This is a genomic window from Paenibacillus crassostreae, from assembly GCF_001857945.1.
In the GTDB taxonomy this organism is placed as follows: domain Bacteria; phylum Bacillota; class Bacilli; order Paenibacillales; family Paenibacillaceae; genus Paenibacillus_AQ; species Paenibacillus_AQ crassostreae.
On record NZ_CP017770.1, the window covers coordinates 586,248 to 603,762 of the forward strand.

At 40.0% G+C, this 17,515-nt stretch carries 18 protein-coding genes and 2 pseudogenes; 8 read left to right on the forward strand and 12 right to left on the reverse strand.

What is annotated here, in order from left to right:
• Positions 1–149: 149 nt before the first annotated feature.
• Both LPB68_RS02805 and LPB68_RS02810 read right to left on the reverse strand, forming a co-directional pair.
• A complete protein-coding gene (locus LPB68_RS02805) occupies positions 150–2,474 on the reverse strand; it encodes an ABC transporter permease (RefSeq protein ID WP_068658064.1) in 2,325 nt (774 codons plus the stop codon).
• Positions 2,474–3,178 (reverse strand): ABC transporter ATP-binding protein, encoded by a 705-nt coding sequence (locus LPB68_RS02810; protein ID WP_068658062.1) that lies wholly within the window; start codon positions 3,176–3,178, stop codon positions 2,474–2,476. Before LPB68_RS02810 ends, LPB68_RS02805 begins: the two co-directional genes overlap by 1 nt.
• Positions 3,179–3,418: 240 nt before the next feature.
• Here LPB68_RS02810 and LPB68_RS02815 point away from each other — a divergent pair, with 240 nt between their 5' ends.
• From LPB68_RS02815 to LPB68_RS02825, 3 genes are read left to right on the forward strand one after another with little or no spacing between them, the layout of a single operon-like run.
• Complete coding sequence (locus tag LPB68_RS02815) at positions 3,419–3,787, forward strand: GntR family transcriptional regulator (RefSeq protein WP_232510217.1); 369 nt, start codon at positions 3,419–3,421, stop codon at positions 3,785–3,787.
• Positions 3,788–3,791: 4 nt separating this feature from the next.
• Positions 3,792–4,664, forward strand: coding sequence for an ATP-binding cassette domain-containing protein (locus tag LPB68_RS02820; RefSeq protein ID WP_232510216.1), 873 nt, complete (start codon positions 3,792–3,794; stop codon positions 4,662–4,664).
• 1 nt (position 4,665) lies between these two features.
• Entirely contained in the window at positions 4,666–5,343 is a 678-nt protein-coding gene (locus LPB68_RS02825) for a hypothetical protein (RefSeq protein WP_068658058.1), read from the forward strand.
• Between the two features lie 633 nt (positions 5,344–5,976).
• Here LPB68_RS02825 and LPB68_RS02835 read toward each other — a convergent pair.
• On the reverse strand, positions 5,977–6,918 hold the full coding sequence (locus tag LPB68_RS02835; protein ID WP_068658055.1) for a helix-turn-helix transcriptional regulator: 942 nt from the start codon (positions 6,916–6,918) through the stop codon (positions 5,977–5,979).
• Between the two features lie 118 nt (positions 6,919–7,036).
• Here LPB68_RS02835 and LPB68_RS02840 point away from each other — a divergent pair, with 118 nt between their 5' ends.
• Positions 7,037–7,606 (forward strand): dihydrofolate reductase family protein, encoded by a 570-nt coding sequence (locus LPB68_RS02840; protein WP_068658053.1) that lies wholly within the window; start codon positions 7,037–7,039, stop codon positions 7,604–7,606.
• A gap of 311 nt (positions 7,607–7,917) precedes the next feature.
• Here LPB68_RS02840 and LPB68_RS22975 read toward each other — a convergent pair.
• The 4 genes and pseudogenes from LPB68_RS22975 to LPB68_RS02850 all read right to left on the reverse strand — a co-directional run.
• Positions 7,918–8,183 (reverse strand): annotated as a pseudogene (locus LPB68_RS22975) (ATP-binding protein); the annotation flags it as partial.
• A gap of 14 nt (positions 8,184–8,197) precedes the next feature.
• The gene (locus tag LPB68_RS22185; protein WP_232510214.1) at positions 8,198–8,362 is read right to left on the reverse strand and encodes a hypothetical protein; all 165 of its coding nucleotides are present in this window, start codon (positions 8,360–8,362) and stop codon (positions 8,198–8,200) included.
• A gap of 62 nt (positions 8,363–8,424) precedes the next feature.
• Entirely contained in the window at positions 8,425–8,568 is a 144-nt protein-coding gene (locus LPB68_RS22640; RefSeq protein ID WP_157756190.1) for a P-loop NTPase family protein, read from the reverse strand.
• A 12-nt stretch (positions 8,569–8,580) separates the two neighbouring features.
• The gene (locus LPB68_RS02850) at positions 8,581–9,708 is read right to left on the reverse strand and encodes an SGNH/GDSL hydrolase family protein (RefSeq protein ID WP_068658051.1); all 1,128 of its coding nucleotides are present in this window, start codon (positions 9,706–9,708) and stop codon (positions 8,581–8,583) included.
• 215 nt (positions 9,709–9,923) lie between these two features.
• On the opposite strand from LPB68_RS02850, the gene LPB68_RS02855 reads away from it, so the two are divergent.
• Entirely contained in the window at positions 9,924–10,283 is a 360-nt protein-coding gene (locus tag LPB68_RS02855) for a putative zinc-binding protein (protein ID WP_068658049.1), read from the forward strand.
• 7 nt (positions 10,284–10,290) lie between these two features.
• Here the strand turns inward: LPB68_RS02855 and LPB68_RS22190 are convergent.
• The 3 genes and pseudogenes from LPB68_RS22190 to LPB68_RS02865 form a co-directional block, all read right to left on the reverse strand.
• Positions 10,291–10,416: pseudogene (locus LPB68_RS22190) on the reverse strand (DUF4256 domain-containing protein); the annotation flags it as partial.
• 123 nt (positions 10,417–10,539) lie between these two features.
• Positions 10,540–11,532, reverse strand: a complete 993-nt coding sequence (locus LPB68_RS02860; RefSeq protein ID WP_068658047.1) for an aliphatic sulfonate ABC transporter substrate-binding protein — start codon at positions 11,530–11,532, stop codon at positions 10,540–10,542.
• A gap of 41 nt (positions 11,533–11,573) precedes the next feature.
• Positions 11,574–13,802 (reverse strand): arylsulfatase, encoded by a 2,229-nt coding sequence (locus tag LPB68_RS02865; protein ID WP_068658045.1) that lies wholly within the window; start codon positions 13,800–13,802, stop codon positions 11,574–11,576.
• Between the two features lie 326 nt (positions 13,803–14,128).
• On the opposite strand from LPB68_RS02865, the gene LPB68_RS02870 reads away from it, so the two are divergent.
• Genes LPB68_RS02870 through LPB68_RS02880 form a run of 3 tightly spaced genes read left to right on the forward strand, consistent with a single transcriptional unit; the run spans position 14,129 to position 15,507 of the window.
• Entirely contained in the window at positions 14,129–14,455 is a 327-nt protein-coding gene (locus tag LPB68_RS02870; RefSeq protein ID WP_044876632.1) for a PadR family transcriptional regulator, read from the forward strand.
• Entirely contained in the window at positions 14,407–14,859 is a 453-nt protein-coding gene (locus LPB68_RS02875; RefSeq protein WP_332455178.1) for a permease prefix domain 1-containing protein, read from the forward strand. The genes LPB68_RS02870 and LPB68_RS02875 overlap by 49 nt, the downstream gene beginning before the upstream one ends.
• A 15-nt stretch (positions 14,860–14,874) precedes the next feature.
• The gene (locus LPB68_RS02880; RefSeq protein WP_068658043.1) at positions 14,875–15,507 is read left to right on the forward strand and encodes a hypothetical protein; all 633 of its coding nucleotides are present in this window, start codon (positions 14,875–14,877) and stop codon (positions 15,505–15,507) included.
• Positions 15,508–15,676: 169 nt separating this feature from the next.
• On the opposite strand, the gene LPB68_RS22645 is transcribed toward LPB68_RS02880, so the two are convergent.
• Positions 15,677–15,880, reverse strand: coding sequence for a hypothetical protein (locus LPB68_RS22645; RefSeq protein WP_157756189.1), 204 nt, complete (start codon positions 15,878–15,880; stop codon positions 15,677–15,679).
• 155 nt (positions 15,881–16,035) lie between these two features.
• Positions 16,036–17,490 (reverse strand): 4-hydroxyphenylacetate 3-hydroxylase family protein, encoded by a 1,455-nt coding sequence (locus LPB68_RS02885; protein ID WP_068658041.1) that lies wholly within the window; start codon positions 17,488–17,490, stop codon positions 16,036–16,038.
• Between the last annotated feature and the right edge of the window lie 25 nt (positions 17,491–17,515).

Sequence of the window (17,515 nt, forward strand, 5' to 3'; positions counted from 1 at the left end):
GTGCTTGAACAATATTGCCACACCTCATTTTTTATTCATTGCCCGATCCATGCTGATCGCCCTTCTCACTTTCAGGAGCCTCTTCTGACATTCAGGAGCCTCTTCTGACATTCAGGACGGTTTTGGAATAAAGGACGGGACTTGCCGATTTACTCTATACTTTTTAAGGATTCAATCATATTAATTCGGGATACCTTTCTCCGAAGCATCAAGTTAGAGAGAGTGGTAAGCAAAAATGCAATAATGATTGATACCAGCATCACAAACATATTTATTTGATCTGGGATTTGTTGATGAGTACTCGACAGCGCCTCTATAATAATGGAATACATGTAGCCACTGATCGGCAGTGCTATAATGACCGCAAAGGTGGTGAGTATCATGTTTTCAGAGAAGATAAGTCGATTTATTTTATTTTTTTGATAACCCAATACCTTAAGAGTAGCCAGCTCGCGATTCCTTTCGTAAATGTTGATGGAGGATATCGTGTAGATGGCACCAAACGAAAGAATGACGGCACTAATGATAAACATGATGAAGATAAAACTATTTTGCTTCAGAATAAATTGTGCAGATTCTTTCAAATCATCCTTGTCCGCGATTGTATCTACCTGATTGTCTTGTTCGAAGAACTGTCGGACGCTAGTAAGGTCTGCGGTGTTACTGGCTTTCACTAGAATCGAGGATGGATTGTAGTCGATTCCAAAGCTCTTGAGATACGCTATCGAGCAAAAGAACGACGGATTCGAATACTGATTGGATATTTGCGTAACCTTCATATCGACCGTTTTATTCGCAAACGACGGATCGGTGAATCGAATTCGGATCGTATCCCCTATAGCAACCTTATATTGATCCGCATACGATTTGGGTACCAGTACGCCGCTGTCCATAAGCGTCATCGGATTGTCGTTCTCGTCGAAGAATTGAATAAGAGCGTTGTCCTTCTCCGTAACAGTCAACGTGGCATTCTCATGATCATCGCCTTTGACGAATTCCACGGGAAAGGCCGATTGATAATAGCTGCTTTCAATCCCGGTGGGTAACTCTACCTTCTCTAACTCTGCTCCCCTCGTGTAATCCACCTTCAGATCATAGGTATTTACCTCTTCGATTTGGTCAGCCACCCTTTGCAAGGACGTTTGAGTCCCGAAAGCAGTGATCAATAACACCGTGCTCACCACAACGCCAACAGAGCTCGCTATCGCCTTTTGCTTATTAAGAAAGATGTTTCTTAAAATGAGCTTATTGCTATAGGAAATGCGTCTCCAGATTTCCGGAAGCCGTTCAATGAGCAGCTTCTTCATCTTCTTCGGCGGTTTAGGTCTCATCGCCTCCGCTGCGTGTTCTCGCAGAATACCTATGCCGCTTAAGTAACAAGCCAACATGCCGAATGCGCTCGAGAAGAGGATAGGCGTAATGACCGAGAAGGGGGATAGGGAGAAGGCAATGCTCGGCAGCGAGTAGGATCGAGCATTCGACGTCTCAATCATTGGAACGAATATGATTGCCGAAACGATGCAACCAATAATGGATCCTATGATGCCGACAAGCACCGGAAACCCCATGTAATGGAGCATGATGCTACTGCTCTTCACTCCTAACGCCTTCATAATTCCTACTTGGTTCCTTTGCGAATCGATGATCCGAGACATGGTGAGGAAGAGAATGATCGCTTCGATTATAAAGAGAACCAGCGGAATAACCTTGCTCATCAATTTATTGTTATAGACTGTTTGTTGGAGCTGCGAATAACTAAATGTTCGGTCTTTGCTTATTTGGCTTACATAAGAATTTTTATAGGATTGCGCTTCAACATTTTGGCCTAACCGGTCTATATCGTACCCTTCTTCAGCATCGATCAAAACCTCATTATAATAAAGGCTACCGGCGATTCGAGGAATTCCCGCTTCAGCCACATATGCGAATCCGGAAGTTTTATGGTCCTGGGTTTCGTTCTTTTTGGCATATTCCACATTTTCGCCCAAGCCGCTAATGGTGAATGCCACATCCTCGTCATTAACGCTTAACTTTATTTGATCCCCCACTCTGTACTGATGTTCCCTGGCGTAATGGGAATCAAGCAAGATTTGATCCTTGCGAGACGGAATGTTGCCCTCAATCACCGTAGGCGTATTAATAATATTGTTGGCGGGGATCGAATGGATCTTTAAGGTCGCTTTCGTATCGCCAAAAGATTGCGTCGCATCGAAGGTGTACCGTCCTTCAACCTTGTTTGTCCCTTCGATTTCATCCAACTCCGACGTGTCCTGCTTGGAAATTTGGTCGTAGTAGACGTTCAAGTCGCTTAAATTATGTGTATGAAAGTATTCCTTCGTATAAGTGCTAAGATTATCGCTTAACGTGACCAGCCCCGTGTAGAAAAAAGCGCCTATGGTGATAACCAATACAAAGGCAAGAAATTGGCCGATCGATTGCTTGATATCCCTTAACAATTTTTTGATTAATTTCATCACCACTCAATCCCTTCAACGCTTTGTTTGTGCTCATTGACCGTTACGCTTTCGATTTTTCCGCTTTTCACCCGAATGATTTTATCCGCCATCGGCACAATCGCGGAGTTATGCGTGACCAGCACAACACACTTTTTCGTTTCCGTGTTCAAATCCTGAAGAAGCTTCAAAACGGACTTGCCGGTTACATAATCCAACGCACCAGTCGGCTCATCGCAGAGCAATAGCAAAGGGTTCTTTGCAACGGCGCGTGCTATAGCAACTCGCTGCTGTTCTCCTCCGGAGAGCTGGGACGGGAAGTTCTTCATCCGGTTCTTTAACCCGACTTTATTTAATATCTCTTTGGCATCCAGATGGTTTTTACATACTTCAGTGGCGAATTCAACGTTTTCTAAAGCATTCAAATTGGGGATTAAGTTATAGAATTGAAAGACAAAACCTACCTTCTCGGCGCGATATCCCGTAAGCTTCTTCTCGTTGAAGCTAGTAATATCCTTATCGCCAACAGTCACTTTACCCGAGGTAGCCGTATCCATGCCACCAAGTATATTCAGAATCGTGCTTTTACCAGCTCCGCTTGCACCCAGAACAACGACGAATTCGCCCTCGTTGATGGAAAAGTCAACGCCGTTCAGCGCCTTGATCGGCACTTCGCCTATTTTGTATTCTTTCGTTACGTTTTTGAATTCGATTAATGTATTCATAATTTCTATCTCCCCATTATTTATTTGTCACACTTTTGAAGTGCTCCCTTTAGTAAAGTATGTTAGTATGTTACTCATGTAGCATACTGTAATTCAATCGAAATCAATTGTCAATAACTGGCTTGTATGTAAAAACATCAACTCACTCTTTTCGAAAAGTTAATTATTGACAAATGTTTGCATGTAAGTTATGTTTTTCTGCTAGATGGGTAACAAACTACGATGCTGAGTGGTGAGGTAATGAACGTCACTTTCGACGAAAAGCAGCCAATTTTTCAACAAGTAGCGGATATAATTGAGGACGATATCCTGAACGGAACTTACCGAGAGGACGAGCAGATTCTTTCCGTGGCTCAGTTTTCTCAGTTGTTTCAAATCAATCCTGCGACTGTAGTGAAGGGGATCGGCCTGCTCGTAAATGAAGGTATTTTGTATAAAAAAAGAGGGCTTGGCATGTATGTCTCGTCTGATGCTAAACAAAAGATTCAGAATCAACGAAGAGATCGTTTCTACAAGGAATTGCTGTCCAATCTGCTAGATGAAGCCGACAAACTCGAGCTGACAACCGATGATATCATTAACATGATTAAACAATTAAAGAAGGAATGAATTCATGGTGAGCATCGTATTGAGTTGTGACAGATTAAACAAAAAATATGGTCAAAACTACGCCTTACGGGATCTGGATATACAACTGGAGGAAAACGTTATTTATGGCTTGCTCGGGCGAAACGGCGCTGGCAAAACGACCTTGCTTAACATAATAGCAGGCGGAATCTTTGCGAACGACGGCACCATTGAGGTAAGAGGAAAAAAGCTGGACAAAGGTGAACTTCCGGAAGATTTCTGTTTCGTACGGGAGAAAAACAAGCTATTCGGAGGAGCGCGATTGATCGAGGTTTTGCGGTTTGCTGCGAATTTTCATCCCAATTGGGACTGGACGTTTGCTCATAAGCTACTTCAAACGTTTCGGCTCGATCCAAACAAAAAAATCAAACATCTCTCAAGAGGTACGGAATCACTCATAGGAAACATCATCGGTCTGGCCAGCCGGGCTTCGTTGACAGTATTCGACGAACCGGTGCTTGGACTTGATGTTTTGATGCGGGAAAGGTTTTACAAGGAACTGTTGGAGGATTACGCCAATCACCCCCGTACGATTTTACTTTCAACGCATTTGATTGACGAAATCGCCCCAATCGCAGAGCGAGTATATATCATTGATGAGGGCTCCCTTCTGCTTCATGAAGAGATGAATCAAATACGCATGGCAGCTTATTTGATTCGGGGAAATTCAGATGCCGTGTCTTTATTTACCGAAGGGAAGCGATTATTACATACGGAATCCTACGGCCACGGGAAGATTGCCGCCATTTTCGAAAAGTTGAACGATGGGGACAGGCTGCAGGCGCGAAAACTAGACATTACTATTGAAAATTTGACGCTTCAAAAGTTTTTCTCGTATTTGATCGAAGGAGGTCACTAAATTGGGTGCATTGGCCGTTCATTTAAAGGCGACCTATTTGCAATTGAGGATTTCCATCTGGATCGTCATTATTTCCATCCTCCTTGGCAGGGTGGCAGAATTCATTGTTGGTATCTTTACAGACAGCAGCCAAAACACAAGACTTTCGGATGGCAACCTACTGCTTCTCATTTTGCTCATTATCGCAATCGTACTTCCGCTTAGTTATTACAAACGCATCGTACATTTAGGTGCAAGCCGCAAACAATATTTTTGGGGGCTTCAATTCGTTTATGCCGTGTGGGCAGTGGCCATCGCTTTATTCAATTCTTTATGGCCTATGCTTGAAGTGAACGTGCTCCACAAGAACACTGTTAATCTTATTGAAGCATTTCATTGGAATGAATTTGGTGTGGCAGGTTCTTTTCTCTACCAAACCATTTTTTATTTGATGGCGATGGCGCTCCTAAACATGCTGATCTCCGGTTACTACCACCTTGTCGGTTGGCTGCTGTGGGCGACTTTCATTGTGGCGATCCCGACCGGAACGGCGATTCCCTCGCTACGCGTTCATGTTGTTTCTTTTTTTGAAGCATTGTTATTCAACGGTTCACTGCTCGCTGGTGTCGGATTTAATATTATACTTTACATCGTTTTCGTGGCCGGCGGTTGGTTTTTCACCAGGGGAAGAACACACTAAATACACACAAAATAGGTCCCTCTAAAATATATTTAGAGAGACCTAAGTCATAACCGGTTTTCTGTTGCTGTGATATTATGCTCTATTCATGGGCGTTCCTCGAATCGTTCTATCTGACCACAATCGACCTGTTTAATGTAACGCTTCGTCGTCAGCAACACCAACCATTAATACGCTATTTCTTCATCGATTTGTACGAATTTTCCCTTTGCATGACGGAGACGGTGGTCTTTGACCAATAATTGTCATCGACTCCCCCCATTTCCTTCCTGTGGCGCCTTCTCTTCTTTTCTAGTAATTCTATTAATTCATTTACCTGCTTCCTAGTTTTCACCGTAATTACTTGTTGATGTTCTTTTATTACAGCCATCAGATTTTACCACTCTCGCCATACTTTTTACCAATGTTCGCCAAGGGATTTACCACGCATCGCCAAAATATTTACCAAAGGATGAAAAAAGCCCTACAGATTAAGATTTTAATAATCTTGTAGGACTTTTCTTTTGCAATCAGTTAATTAGATTTGTTACTGAAGTATTCGGCGATTAATTTTCTAGAACTTTCAAGTAGGGGTCCATTGAAATAGCCTTATTAGCTCCAGATTTCAATGGAGGATTGATAAAAAACAAATACTTAATTCTCATCTTGATACATAGTTAAAATTTCTTCAGCTTGTTTACGTAATCCAACTATTAATTCCTTTGGTTCTAAAATTCGTGCATGACTTCCAAGTCTTAAAAATAGGGATGTTATAAAACTAAGTTCACCTTTATCAATGATTGTATCTATGTATCCAGTTCCATCTTCTTGTGTGACTACAAAACCATCAAAATAAGGAACACTTTTACATTGACGGACACCTTCCATTGTTAAGCGTACATGCAGCCGAATTGGGTTTTTTACTTCATGAGAGTTGAACCATTCTTTTAAATTCATGAATTCATCTTCACTTTTTTCAGTTGATAAGATTGAATGAATGCGATCTACACGATATAGTAATATTTTTTTCTTATGATAATCGTAAGCAGGCAAATACCATAATCCATCATGAGCATATACACCGATAGGACGAATGTGTTTTTTTCTCATACCTGATTTAGATTCATATTGAATGTGTAAATTTCTATTCTCAATAGAATGCTCTAAAACATCTTTTAAAAATGGAGCATCAATCATTCTTTTAGGGTTCCAAAAATCAATATAAGAACGAATTTTATCCACTTTTATTTTAGCTTCACTCTGAAGTGAACTATATAATTTATGTGCAACCGAGGTAATTTCAGTATCAAAAGGCAAGCTACGATAGTAATTTAGAGATTGAAAAGCCAAGAAGATTGAAGCAGCTTCTTCTTCTGTAAATAAAATAGGGGGAAGAAGTCTACTTGTTAATACTGTATATCCCCCATTCCGTCCTTGTTCAGCGTAAATTGGCAATCCCATATCACATAAATCTAATATGTATCTATGTACAGTACGTATGGATATGTGGAATTCATCTGCTATTTCTTGTGCTGTAAACTTTTTTTTAGCAGTAACAAAAATAAGAATATCTAATAGTCGCTTGGCTTTTGACATACTTCTCACCTTTTTTATTTAATCATGCCATTACTTGTCATGTTTTAAAGATAGTATAGTTTATACCTTATGATTTTATCAACAAGGGAAATTCTATAAGATAAAAGGAGATAAAAATATGGAAATTAAAGAAAGATCAAGAAGAATAATTTTAGATTTAGCAGTTTCATTAGATGGTTTTATTGAGGGGAAAAATGGGGAAGTTGATTGGTGTATCATGGACTCTGAGATGGGTTTTATTAATTTCTTAAATCAAATTGATACTATTTTATATGGAAGAAAAAGCTACGATTTATGGGGAGAATTCACTCCAGAAATTGAAGATACTGATACTGAAAAAGAAATTTGGGAATTAGTTCATAGTAAAGAAAAATACGTGTTTTCCAAAACGCAAAAAGGGACAGATAATAAAGCAATATTCATAAATGATAGTATTCTTGAAGAAGTAAATAAATTAAAGAATAAGCCTGGTAAAGACATCTGGCTATATGGTGGAGCAAGTCTTATAACAACTTTTATCGATTTAGGGCTTGTTGATGAATTTAGATTATCTGTTCACCCTGTTATTTTGGGAGAAGGAAAACCGATGTTTATTGACATAAAGGAGAGATTGAATCTAAGACTGGTTGATACAAAAAGATTTTCCTCTGGCGTTGTTCAACTTTGCTATCATCTTAATGAAGAATAATTGATAAGCATAATGATATGCTTAATCCAAGGTGAAAATAAATTGCTTCTTCAACTAATGGGGGAGTTTGCGGAATAAGGATCATGGAAATGATCAAACTTTTTTATGAAAAATTCATATTTAGATAAAAAGAGTAACTCCATTTTGATCAATCTTTTTTCAAAATGGAGTTTTTGTATTTGCTGTTAAACAAGTATTGAAGGGAATTTTTTAATCAATCTTTATTCTAAAGCTACAAGGGGTTCCTTTCCATAGACATTCAAGAGCTTTGATTTTAGTTCTTCAGGAAATGAATACCGGTTTTTGTAACCTATGATATTGTGACTCTCTTGGATATAGGTACCGCTAGCCAGTTTCAGAATCAACCCTTTATCTAGTCTTCGATCCTCATGATATTCCATATCTTCGATACAGGCGTTGGAGTTTAAAAAAGTAGCTGTCTGAATTAAACATTGAAGCTTGTTACTCTTACGACGGGAATGTTCTAAATCGACGAGTAAACTAAAACGGTCTTCATTTGAAAATCTTTGTTCAATGATAGTTCCTTGTATGCTTCTGCCATACCGCTTAATTTCATTTCTATTAATTTTGTTAATGTTTGTATTTATCCGCTCCCCCATAATAAGAAGCCCCACGTGTAAAGCCAAAGTTATTTTTGCTAATTTCTGTTTTACGTTTCAACTCTTGTTTGGCATCATTCTTTTTGTTACTCGTCAAAATCGTTTGGATACTTTTGACCTTAGGTCTTTTAGTCATAGAGATTACCATTTTACAAGCACGTTCAATTTGATATTTGGTGTACCGACGCTCTGATTTTTTCAATGATTGGGTTTAGGTACCCAATTGGCATTCCAAAAATATGTATCCAAATGGATGACTGGGAGATCCAGTATGCTACCAAGCTTTTGAGATAGGGTAGATTTGCCCGATTCCCCTGATCCAATAACTAATATTCGGTTCATATTTCCTCCTTTTTATCTCGTTAAAATATCCTTCAAATATGCAGCTAACTCTTTGGCTGTTTGTTCATGGGCTAATACTCCAGGATGACTTCTTGAACCGACAGTTTCCTCTGTCATATTCGGAAGTTGAACAACAGAGATGTTCTTGTCTCCTGTTTTCTTGGTATAGGCATCGACCGCACGGTAGATTGCCGGCATCATGGGAATACCTAGCATTCCGTAAGCCCATACGATATGCGCATTTTTATTATTTTTTCTGAGCTTCATCAGAAACTTCTCGGTAGCGTCCTCAAAAGCTTGTATGTCATCCTTATGAAAAGTACCGTCATCATTTAATCGTTGCTTATGGATCTCCCCAGTTAAGCTATCTTCCCATTCTGGTGAATGAAAAGCTCCCCCATCGTTTGTTCCAAGATTAACGACAACAACATCTGGCTGCCACGTATCAAAATGATGTTCTTCCAAAGCGCCCAAAGCTTCATTCTTAGTTCCATTAAGAAGACCACAAACCTGCTCATAGTACTCTGGAATATTACCCTGTGGATTATTATCCCAACTCGTAAGAACTCCCCAACCACTTTGGGAAATCACTCTATAGTCTGCATTCAGAGCTGCTGCTGTCATCGCGGTATAATTATGTATTGCACTAAACCACATCGGAATCCAATCTTCTTCAGCTTGAGCTCCTATCGTTCCTTCTCCTGAAGTAATACTGTCACCTATAAATTCTATTTTATAAGGTTTGTCCGCCACGGGTAGAAATTCTCCATCCACCTTCACGGCATGAATCTGTAAAGAGCAGTCAGGATCCCCACTCATCGCTTGCACATCTTTTACAATACGAACATTCTTCACAACACTGTTATTCATGCCTCTAAATACACAGATCCAATACTTTCCTGCTGTTAGCATTTGTCTGCTTACCGGAACTGAATTAATGACTATGCTAATCCAAGGCTCATAAACATCATAATCCGCTTCTACTTCAATCCACAGCTCAGATCCCTTTACATTGAATTCAATAGCACTACCTGTCCAAAACAACGTTAAAGGAGTTAAGCATCCTGTTGTTCTACCATGAACTTTTAAATGTTCGACATCAGATAAAGCATTTACCTGCAATTGATCATTCTGCTTCATTATATTACCTCCTAATTTCCCTACACGATAATAATTATATGATACCAAAAATATGAATAACTTCCGTAACTTTCATTGGAGAATAAATAATATTTTATTAAAACTAAAAGTGACCTACCTCACTGTTGAGTCAGTAACCTCAGGTTATGATACCTAAAGATTTATTCAATGCAAACATTAACGGATCGAAAATTGAAAGTGAGGAGAGATACCCCATGAAAAATAGTGATTTTCCTCTTGTCTATTCATGTTCTGGATGTTCATCGGCAGCGCAGACCGCCAACATGATTGCAATAAAAATGGATCGACAAAACATAGCTGAAATGTCCTGCATTGCTGGTGTCGGTGGTGATGTCAAATCACTTGTCAAAACAGCAAAGTCGGGACGTGACATCATTGCAATTGATGGTTGTCCCTTGGCCTGCAGCAAGAGTTGTTTAGCTAAGCATGATGTTCAACCTAAGCATCATTTCGATTTATCTAAATTTGACGTTCCAAAACTTAAAGGAGAAGATCCTAACCCCGCTCAATTCCTGAGTGCTTACAATCAGATTCTTGAACTAATAGCTAAATAACAACGGTTTAGACCCTCAGTGTGCCGCGGAACCCTTTTGCAGCATAGTAGGATTCTGCCCCATTGAGGTACACGAAGACCGTATCGTAGCGACGATCGCAAAAGATGGCTCCGCCAAGTTTTCTAATGACTTCTCCACCTCCTACACTCAATCACAAAATTCCCCCACCTACAATTCTCATAACAACTAGAGAATAACAGTGAGGGACAATATGACTGATCTATTACTTCTATGAAACCTCTAAATCATCACTTAGCTACTTCCCCAAACCCACAACAAACGTATTATCCACCAACGGTTTCACATCTACGTCCTTCGTTAAATACTCTAACTTCGTCAGAATATCTGCTGAAGTCTGTAACTCTTTTAATATCTCATCAGAAATGGGTGAGCTTTGATACTCCGCTTTCGTAGCGGAGCTTTCAATTAATGAACGATCGCGCCCAGTACTCTTCGCGGCGATATCAATGAATTCGTCATGGTTGTCTTTGGAGAATTGAATCGTCTTCTCGATCACTTTTAAGAATGACTCTATTACTTCTGGATGTTCCTTCGCAAAGTCACCACGAGCGACGTAGAACGTTGGAGAAGTAATATGGAGTGACTCTCCTGAAGAAATAACTGTTGCACCATTCGTATTTACTTCTATTTCTGCAAATGGATCTGCTGTAATCCATGCATCCAATTGACCTGTTTGAAATGCAGGTTGTGCATCGGGGATCGACAAATTCACGGCCTTAACGTCAGATTGCTGAAGTCCCGCTGCCTCAAGAATTTTAAGAAGAAATACATGATGTGATGTTCCTAACATAACTCCAATTTGCTTTCCTTTTAGGTCAGAAACATCTTTAATATCACTACCTTTGGGTACAATAAGATAGTTAACGCCATGCAGTCCATCCGTTAATAAAGAGATTAATTTAATATCCACCTTATTATTCGCTCCAGACAATATTGCACCTTCACCCAACACAGCCAAGTCGATGCGCTTAGAAGCAATCCCTTCATTAATGGGTGGTCCGGCAGTATGAGTCGTCCAAGCTACCGTCGCCCCTAATTTTGCAAATTCTTCTTCCAACCACCCCTGCTCTTTCACCACATTTAATAGAGGTAAACTCATATTAGCTATATTTACTGTAAACGAATTATCTTTTGCCTTAGCTGAACCATCTTTAGAAGAGTTGCATGCTGCCAACATCACGACAGACACGATCATTAATACGAGTATGTGCATTTTTTTGCTATACATAACACGACCTCTTTTCATCCTACATAGATTTACTTACCATCCTAATCAACGGCTAATTCGATAGCTGTCTTTATATCAAGATCCCGAACAAATCGGAGAATAGTTAATCGAACTTCCTTAAGGTCACCTGTGAACGCAAAAGGAGATTCATAACTTTCTGTGACTGGTGTTAATGCACTTTTGCCAACCGAAAATACACCAGGCCCACCCAAATTAGAAATTTGGGATATTACACCTTCTCCTACTTGTTTGTTGTTGATAAATAATGTGATCGTTTGGTCTTTCGCATCGAAATCAAACCTTACAGTAACAGATCCTATCGGTAGTACTTCATTAGATACGACCGTATCATGATGCTCACCAATATAATTGTTATGGTATACAAGCCGATTATACTGAACAAAAAGTGCCCATCCACCAAATCTACCACCTTGAGCAATAATAGCCCCTTCCTCGTCCACAGAAGATCGAATAAATTCAGCTTCAATTGAATGGGTTAGTTTCGTATTGAAATGAATATTATGATGGTACCCGCCCGGATTCGGATAATATGTATACGTCACGGTGTGGGGGATATCCTGTTGTCCAGACCTTCCAAACAATCCACGCCCATCAATAGGAAGAACGCCGTATTGTTCCGCTTGTACCCACCATAGTTCAATGAGTTCTTGTAACTTCTCAGGTTCAGATGCCGCAAGGTCATTCACCTCTGAGAAATCCTCTTCTACATGATATAGCTCCCACTGATCTGTATCGAAAGAAGTACCTGGGATATGATACGTCACGGCTTTCCATCCTCCATGATAAATCGCTCGATTACCAAGCATCTCATAATATTGAGTCGTTCTGTGGCTTGCTTCGGATTGACTGTCGAAACTATAGGCTAGACTAACGCCTTCTATTGATTTCTGCTCCGTTCCCTTCACGACAGAGGGTTCCTGAATACCTGCCAGTTCTAGAATTGTTGGAACAACATCGATCGCATGGTGATATTGACTTCGTATGCCTCCGACATCTTTTATTTTATCTGGATACGAAATAATGAATGGATCTTTCACACCACCTGCATGCACAAAAGTCTTATACCATTTCAGCGGTGTATTCCCTACTTGCGCCCAACCGGTAGGATAGTGATTGTACGCTTCTGGTGAGCCTAGCTTATCTATATGTCTGATTTCTTGTTCCGCTTGTTCTGCAGCTCCGTTAAAATTCTTATACTCATTCCATGTTCCAACTTGTTGTCCTTCAGGACTTGCACCATTATCGGATACAAGTACAATAATCGTATTATCGAATTGATCGATGGCCTTCAAAGCATCCAAAAATCTACCAATATGGTAGTCTGTATGATCCAAGAACCCAGCGAATGCTTCTTGCATTCTTGCGAATAAGCGTTTCTCCGTAGGCGTCAAAGACTCCCAAGCTTTCACTCCTGGATTACGTGGTGGAAGAACCGTATGTTCAGGGATGATCCCTAATTCTTTCTGACGCTCGAACCATTGTTCACGGGCGACATCCCAACCCTCATCGTAATTACCAGCATATTTATCGATATATTCTATAGGTGCATGATGTGGAGCATGCGTGGCCCCATAGGCAAGATATAGGAAGAATGGTTTGTCTGGCGCTGCACTTTTCTGTTCTCTCACATATTTGATCGCCTTATCCGTTAGATCTTCTGTTAGGTGATAGCCTTCTTCTGCTTTCCTCGGTTGGTCAATATACTCATTACCCACGACCAAATCTGGATTCCACTGGTTCGTCTCTCCACCTAAGAAGCCATAATAACGTTCAAATCCTCGAGATAACGGCCAATGTTCAAACGGTCCTGCGACAGAACGTTCACCTGACGGAAGTAGATGCCACTTACCTACAGCCAGCGTACTATATCCTTCTTCTTGTAATATCTCACTTAGCAATGCCGTCTCTTTACTAATTCTTCCTCGCACATTCGGGAACCCATTATTCATATCCGCAAGAAATCCCATACCTACAGAATGATGGTTTCTTCCTGTCAATAAACAAGCTCGAGTGGGAGAACATATAGCCGTTGTATGGAAATTCGTATACCGAAGTCCACCGCTAGCTAATTTATCAATATTGGGGGTGGATATATCAGACCCATAACATCCCAGGTGAGAATACCCCGTATCATCTAGAACAATATAGACTACATTCGGCGCGCCTACAGGTGAAAGTTTGGCGCTCGGCCACCATGGTGTACTCTCTTCGTAATAACGCTTGATCTCTCCTTTAAATTCATTAGACATGTTCTCTTCTCAGCTCCTATCCATTAGATAATTAGACAAACAAAAAAGAGATCCAATAAGAAAGTAACATCCTTTCTATACTGAATCTCTGGTTAACCAGTCGATTGATTGCACGGTATTCAATTGGGGGTTGATGCGTAGTGAATCTGAATATGAACTGAATACTATCAGCTAATGTGATGGTCTGTCAATCACTAATTTAATTATTCGCATTGAATTAATGGGTATTTAAAATATTAGGTTTCAAAAATTACTTTGACAGATAGAGCAATGTGTGATAATTTTACTCTATCAGGTAGAACACTTTTTCAAGAAGGAGGATACTAATGGTTCGTAGTGACATCATTCGTGGACATTTAGATGCTATTATTTTGCGGCTCATTTATGAGAAGGATCAATACGGTTATGAAATTTCCAAAGAAATCAGTTTGCGCACTAATGACCGATTTCAGATTAAAGAGGCCACGTTATATGCCGTATTCCAAAGGTTAGAACGAAGAGAATTAATTGAATCCTATTTCGGAGACATTTCACATGGGGGCAAACGTAGGTATTACAAAATCACCAAGCTTGGAAAGGCTTATTTCAAAGAAACGGTTGAAGAATGGCAAGAAATCAAGGAAATAATAAATATTTTTATGGAGGGTATGTAATTCGCAAAATTAAAGATCATGTTAAGGAATTGTTCAAGGATGTTCCTGCAAGCGACCACAAAGAACTGATGATGCAAGATATTATTCAGAACTTGGAAGAGAAAGTTAGCGATCTGATGTTTAGTGGTAAAGATGAGGAAGATGCCATTAACAAGGCCATTGTTGAGTTTGGTGATATTGAAGATATTAAAAAAGAGCTGGGTACGAACCGATTGCCCGTTAAAAACCCCAAACGCTATTCTTTGCATTTAGGATTCTCACTTTGGGGAAGCGGACTCATTACGGCATTGTTTGTGTTTATCAATCTTTATTATTCACCAGATGTGATCTGGTTCGTATATCCCGTGTTCGCTGTAGCTTGGTGGCCGCTCGCGATGTTCTATAAATGGTTAGGAATGAAATAAGGAGGATTACAAATAATGAATAAGCATCAAGCAAGTTTTGCTACCGTTGCAAGTGTGCTAAGCATCCTGTTTTTTGCCTTTATTAATTACAGCACCACACCTCATGATTTATGGTTTATTTACCCTTCCTTTGCTATTCTACAGTGGCCGATCTCGATGTACTTTTTGACCAAAGGAAAACTTCATCACTATTCAGCAATAACCTCATTCATCCTCATTTCATTTCTAATTATTGAGAATATGCTAAATAGTCCCGAACATATATGGTTTGTATTTGCAATCTTTCCCATTCTCTTGTGGCCCATCCTTATGTATTTAGGAAAATATCGTTCAGCATTAACAACCGCCATCATTGGAAGTGTATGTACAATCCTGTATTACGCAGTGCTCAATTCATTCTATGCGCCTCAGTATCTATGGGTCATATATCCTGCATTTCTCGTATTATGGTGGCCTTTAGCTATATACTTCGGGAGAAATAAGAGTCATTTCACATTCGCCATTGTAGGAAGCCTCCTCACAAGCCTATTTTTCATCATCACAAATGTTATTTCAACCGCGAACACCGTCTGGGCAGTCTATCCGATCTTCGCCATTCTTTGGTGGCCTCTTAGTATGTATTATTACGGTAAGCGGAGATCATGGTAATCCAATCATAATACACAAAAACTGTAACATCGCATTTAATTATACTTGCACTAGTCATACGTCGTCTTGGGGTCAATCTAGCCCCCTTCTCTGAATACTGCAAAGAGCGCCACATTGGGCGCTCTTTGCTTGTTTCTTTTTTCACTAATGACATTCTCTAACTTATGACTTACCTTTTCCAACCACGAGCTGTATGATCATAATCATCAGCACAAGCAGTTGAATGAGCTGTTCTACGGTCATATCCGTCCGCCTCCATCTCGTAAAGGATGGCTCTTTCGGACGATTTCCCTCTCCTTGTAACCCGGACTTTCCCCCTTACATATGTATGCACGTGAGTATCTATATATTCCCATCTGCTAAATTTAGCCATTCGAGTGAACTCTTCACCATTAACCGCTGAAGAGTGGCAACAATTACTAATGGTAAATCCCCATATTCTATCGAATCCCCTGCCCTTGTGATCATCGCAACAAAATAGTAAATAAATAAAAACCTCCTTCTTATAGAAAGAGGTTCTCTTGTTCTTTATAGGCCCATAAAATCATTCACACGCTTGATATATTGATCTTTATGATCATAACCTTGGTAAAGTCTCCTATTCACCGCATTGGCATCTCCGAAGAAGAATCGTTCATACAATTGTTGTCTCCCCCCGAACCCACTTGAACTAAGTTCCCAAGCTAGTCTGAATAACTGAACCTTATCTTTAGCATCCCGATCATTCCCTTTCAGATAGATGTCTAAGTAAGGATTTAAATCTGGATTGAAGTCCATCTCAGACGGAGTCATAATTAATCCACTAGCTCCTATAAGTTGAATGATCTCCAACATTCGGGGATATATTTTGGGGAAAATAACATTAGCTGTCCATAGCGGATTCCGATCAGGAAGCATACTTCCCCAACGATCGGCAACCGCATTGTGTTCAGCTGCTAAGAGCAGTGATTTCAAGGTCTCAACATGAACAATAATTTCGTTTATCTTTTCTATCACTTGTGGGTAATATCCGATATCTAAAGTATCAACCATTTGAAGCACAATCCCTAGAATAAACTCTGATTTCGCAATATAGCGACATAACACTTGATGTGCTGTATGCGTATGAAACCCGCTCGCAGAGAACAGTTGTTGTGATAAATAATCGTTACCATCCACAAACACACGATCCCAAGGAACAAGTACATGATCAAATATAAGCAAAGTATCCATTTCTTCAAAACGTGAACTTAGTGGATAATCATAAGTTGAATCTCCTCCAACCATGCTATCCCGACAGATCCACTTCATTCCCGGTAGATGATTTGGAACAGCAAAAACAAAGGTATTGGGGTTATTCTTTTCAAGTAGTTGAGTATAAACAGGTGGATGAACCCATATTTCGTCAGCTGTTATCCCTTGAGTTGCTAATAGAAATGCACCATTAACAATCAATCCATCCTTATTCTTATCCACAATCCGAGCTGCTGAGGTGTCAAATGAACCGTCGTCCATCAATTGAACCACTCTACTTGCTTGTGGCTGAACAAACACATGCGATAGTGTCACGTCATTCTCACGGCAATACTCATAATAACTCATTAGATTATTCGCACGCTCCGGGGAATCCTCTGATAATAAATCCGCAGCTGATTGAAAGGCCATAAGTCCTGTATTCATGTAATCTGGAGAACGGCCCATCATTCCATGATGCCGTTCACCCCACAATGACATCATCACTCGGCGTTTATATACATCTTCTTTATTCTTAGGTTGAAGAAATGACAATCCAACTGGATTGCCAGTTATCGGCGATATATAGCTCATTCTGTCCTTATAATCCAACTCATTCTGCATATCATATAATGTAGCTTGTGTGCACATTAGTCCACGGAATGCTTTGTGATTTGACAAACTACCCATGATTTTCTCTCCATGAAACCAGACTTCAGGCTTAGATTGATCAATTTGCTGCATATATTGTGAACCGTTCTTGATCCCCATTATCTAGCCACCTTCTAAACATGGT

Coding starts and splice junctions, on each gene's coding strand:
- LPB68_RS22645 (WP_157756189.1), bottom strand. CDS start 15,880: ATGGCTAAATTTAGCAGATGGGAATATATAGATACTCACGTGCATACA.
- LPB68_RS02810 (WP_068658062.1), bottom strand. CDS start 3,178: ATGAATACATTAATCGAATTCAAAAACGTAACGAAAGAATACAAAATA.
- LPB68_RS02870 (WP_044876632.1), top strand. CDS start 14,129: ATGGTTCGTAGTGACATCATTCGTGGACATTTAGATGCTATTATTTTG.
- LPB68_RS02835 (WP_068658055.1), bottom strand. CDS start 6,918: ATGTCAAAAGCCAAGCGACTATTAGATATTCTTATTTTTGTTACTGCT.
- LPB68_RS22185 (WP_232510214.1), bottom strand. CDS start 8,362: ATGACTAAAAGACCTAAGGTCAAAAGTATCCAAACGATTTTGACGAGT.
- LPB68_RS22640 (WP_157756190.1), bottom strand. CDS start 8,568: ATGAACCGAATATTAGTTATTGGATCAGGGGAATCGGGCAAATCTACC.
- LPB68_RS02885 (WP_068658041.1), bottom strand. CDS start 17,490: ATGGGGATCAAGAACGGTTCACAATATATGCAGCAAATTGATCAATCT.
- LPB68_RS02820 (WP_232510216.1), top strand. CDS start 3,792: ATGGTGAGCATCGTATTGAGTTGTGACAGATTAAACAAAAAATATGGT.
- LPB68_RS02880 (WP_068658043.1), top strand. CDS start 14,875: ATGAATAAGCATCAAGCAAGTTTTGCTACCGTTGCAAGTGTGCTAAGC.
- LPB68_RS02840 (WP_068658053.1), top strand. CDS start 7,037: ATGGAAATTAAAGAAAGATCAAGAAGAATAATTTTAGATTTAGCAGTT.
- LPB68_RS02855 (WP_068658049.1), top strand. CDS start 9,924: ATGAAAAATAGTGATTTTCCTCTTGTCTATTCATGTTCTGGATGTTCA.
- LPB68_RS02865 (WP_068658045.1), bottom strand. CDS start 13,802: ATGTCTAATGAATTTAAAGGAGAGATCAAGCGTTATTACGAAGAGAGT.
- LPB68_RS02860 (WP_068658047.1), bottom strand. CDS start 11,532: ATGTATAGCAAAAAAATGCACATACTCGTATTAATGATCGTGTCTGTC.
- LPB68_RS02875 (WP_332455178.1), top strand. CDS start 14,407: ATGGCAAGAAATCAAGGAAATAATAAATATTTTTATGGAGGGTATGTA.
- LPB68_RS02850 (WP_068658051.1), bottom strand. CDS start 9,708: ATGAAGCAGAATGATCAATTGCAGGTAAATGCTTTATCTGATGTCGAA.
- LPB68_RS02805 (WP_068658064.1), bottom strand. CDS start 2,474: ATGAAATTAATCAAAAAATTGTTAAGGGATATCAAGCAATCGATCGGC.
- LPB68_RS02815 (WP_232510217.1), top strand. CDS start 3,419: ATGAACGTCACTTTCGACGAAAAGCAGCCAATTTTTCAACAAGTAGCG.